3 protein-coding genes are annotated in these 3,275 nt (G+C 57.7%); 2 read left to right on the forward strand and 1 reads right to left on the reverse strand.

All coding sequences use genetic code 11. The annotated features are described in order from the left end of the window. Positions 1 to 36: 36 nt before the first annotated feature. Positions 37 to 519 (reverse strand): hypothetical protein, encoded by a 483-nt coding sequence (locus tag H5T60_13290; protein MBC7243404.1) that lies wholly within the window; start codon positions 517 to 519, stop codon positions 37 to 39. A 402-nt stretch (positions 520 to 921) separates the two neighbouring features. Between H5T60_13290 and H5T60_13295 the strand changes: the two genes are divergently transcribed. Beyond that, a complete protein-coding gene (locus H5T60_13295) occupies positions 922 to 1,644 on the forward strand; it encodes a GntR family transcriptional regulator (GenBank protein MBC7243405.1) in 723 nt (240 codons plus the stop codon). Between the two features lie 109 nt (positions 1,645 to 1,753). Beyond that, a partial coding sequence (locus tag H5T60_13300) for an APC family permease (GenBank protein MBC7243406.1) occupies positions 1,754 to 3,275 on the forward strand: 1,522 nt, incomplete at its 3' end.

The raw sequence follows: 3,275 nt of genomic DNA on the forward strand, positions 1-3,275 counted from the left end.
GCGCCTCCCACAGGTTGTGTCCTGCGGGAGGCGCTTTCAGGCAATTTCAAGCTGTCGCATACCCTCACGGATAGCAGCAAACTGTTGCTCCAGCTCGCGCCAGATTTCCAGCGCCTTCAGGCCGTGCTTGTCCATGGCGCGCTGATAGAAATAAAGGCACTCCGCATCACTAGGAGTGGCCTCCGCCGGTGTGGGTCCCTGGCAGTGGATAAGGAACAGTGCGGTGTAGTTGCGCAGGTGGAAAACATTTTCGGTTGCGGTGTTGATCACTCGGGCCAATTCCGGGAACCGCCGGCGCAGGGCCCTGGTCACTGGGGAGGGTTGGTCGTTCAGGCGAAAAATGGTGCGGTCAATCTGGTCCAGGATAAACCCTGCCTCCTTTTGCCCCACCTTTTCATTGCGCAGAGCCTGTCCGCACAAATCCCATATCTGATAGCTCAGGGAATACCAGGCACCCAAACGTTCCAGAGTGCGCTGTGACTGATAGTGGTGCCAGCGGGCGCGTAGATTGTTCAACATCCTTTTCATCCTTTCCGTCAAACGAACTATATCCCCTCTGCCGGCGCACAAACACATTATACCGGAAAGCATGCACCGGCTCAAGGCCGGCGTTCCTGGAAACCGCACAATGAAAAACCCTGAAAGTGGTCTACTTGACGCGCCCTGTTTGTTGAGCCGCTATCGCTCCCGTAAGCTCCCCCTTTTCCTGCACGCCTATATGTAGTAGGTATAACGCTCTAATACCACTATATACACGACAATCATTTCTTCAAAAAGCAATTTTGTGAAAGGTATTGACATTTGCGCCGAAATGTGCTATATTATTGGCGTATATGCTTATACCACTGTATCACCTACCACTTTTACGGGAAGCCGGGTTGCGCGGGGCTGAGCATGATGTAAAGGTGCGAATTGCCACATATGGCCAACGAGCTTTATAAGCCGCTGTATGTGCAAATCCAGGAGTACCTGGCCGAGCAGATCTTCTCCGGACGTCTGCCGCCTGACTCGCGGTTACCCTCGGAGCGGGATTTAAGCGAGGAGCTGGGAGTCAGCCGCATGACCGTGCGCCGAGCGATCACAGAGCTGGTGAACGATGGCTTGCTGGAACGCCGGCATGGTTCCGGTACCTATGTGGCCAAGCCCAAAGTGCTCTACGACGCGCGCGAGCTTATTGATCATGCGGAATCCATGCGCCGGCGCGGCCTCGCATATACATCACAACTGCTGGAATTCATACAAGTGCCGGCCAGCAAACGCCTTGCCGAAATCCTGCACGTGGACGTTGGACATTTGCTCTATCGTGTGGTCAAACTCCACCTGGCGAACAGGATCCCCACCGTGGTGGAAAGCTCCTTTGTACCATGTTCATGTTGCCCCGAATTGGAGGAATACGACCTGGAAAAGGTCTCCATCTATGACGTGCTGGTACAGCGCTACCATTTGCCCATCACCCACATCGCCCAGACGGTGGAAGCGGACATCGCCCGGGACGAAGTCGCACAGCAACTGCGCGTGGAGCCGGGCGCGCCACTGTTGCGCATCACGCGGATCATGTACCATGAGAAGGACAACCCCATCCAATACAGCCGGGATTTGGTGCGCGGTGATTACGTGCGCATTCAGACGGAATTTGACCTGTAGAGGTTCGGAAAGGAGGTGATGCCGCAGAGCCACAGCGTAAACGGCGTAGTCAATGGACGATTGGTTGCTCTGATCCGCGTGGCAAGATTCGAAAGGAGGGTTGTACAAGATGGCAGAAGTTGATGTCACCGCCGGCGTGAGCGATCGCAAACTCTACGCACGCAAGAGCTCGGGGTTGATCCGCACCATCGGGGTTTTCGGTGCCATGGTGTTTGGTGTCCACTGCATCAGCCTGTCCTCCTCGGGGCTGATCCCGTACTCCTGGGTTGCCGGCGTATGGCCGGGCAGCAGCATCATTGGCGTGCTGACCGTGGCCATGATCCTTTGTCTCTTCCATGCCTACACCTACGCCAACATCGGTGCCGCTATGCCGCGCTCCGGCGCAGATTACACCCTTGCCAGCCGCGTTCTCAGTCCGCCGCTGGCCTTTGCGGCAAGCTGGACGCTGGTCATCTTCAGCGGCATGGTCGCCGGCTCCCTCATTGCCTGGATCCCCTCCAGCGTTATTCCTACGTTCGCGCAGACCATAGGCATCGTCTTCCAGAACGAATCCTTCCTCCGCATCGCTGAATGGTCTGCCAGCACTACGGGCATCATCGTCGTGGGGACCATTTGCACGGCCATCACGTTCGTCCTGATGATCCTCCCCACGCGCACCATCGTGCGAGTGCTGGAGGTCGGATTCTTCCTGGGCCTCCTGGCATGGGTGATCCTGTATTATCAGCTCGGCAGCACCCCAGTGGGCTCCTTCCCTGCCGCCTGGGATCGCTTCATGGGCGCTGGCAGTTACGAGGGCCGTATCGCCCTGGCTCAGCAGTACGGTATGAAGTTCGAATACAGCCCAGCGGTGATGACACTTGCCGGGCTGATCATGGGCTTCTGGATCTTCTACGGCTACTACATCCCCACTTTCTTCGCCGGCGAAGTGAAGCAGACCGAGCGCACCCTGCTCATCGGTAGCTGGGCCTCCCTCATCGTGACCTGGGCCATCTTCGTCCTGGGCGCTATCCTGCTCCAGCGCCATGTCCCGCTGGAGTGGATCGCCGCGGAAAGCTACCTCAGCCAGAGCGATTACACCGGGATGACCATGCCGTGGATCACTTTCTACGCCGCCATCCTGAAGCCCAGCTTCCCACTGGTGCTCATTGTGGCTTTCGCCTGGCTGTACACCCTCATCAACCTGGCGCAGACCTATTTCTTCTACTGCAGCCGCATCGTCTTCGCCTGGTCCTTTGACCGCCTGATCCCAGAGGCTGTCTGCTCCATCCATCCCAAGCTCCACAGCCCGGTGGTGGCGATCATCCTCATTACCATCCTGGCGGAGATCGGCGTCATCGATGCGGCCACCGGTGGTGTGATGGGCGCTCAGCTCAACTTCGTGTTCTTCGCAGTGTGTACACAGCTCATCCCAGTCACGGCTATGACCCTCTTCCCCTTCCTCAAGCCGGACCTGTTTGAAGTCGCCCCTAAGCTGGTCAAGCTACGGCTTGGCAAGGTGCCCGTCATCACCATTATCGGCGCCATCACCCTCGCCTATCTGTTGTGGATGATCGTCGCCTCGTTCCTGTTCCCGGCGGTAGGCGGCCGTATCGGCCCCGGCACTTTGCTGACGCTGTTCGGCCTGTTCCTCA

This window comes from Anaerolineae bacterium, assembly GCA_014360855.1.
In the GTDB taxonomy this organism is placed as follows: Bacteria; Chloroflexota; Anaerolineae; order JACIWP01; family JACIWP01; genus JACIWP01.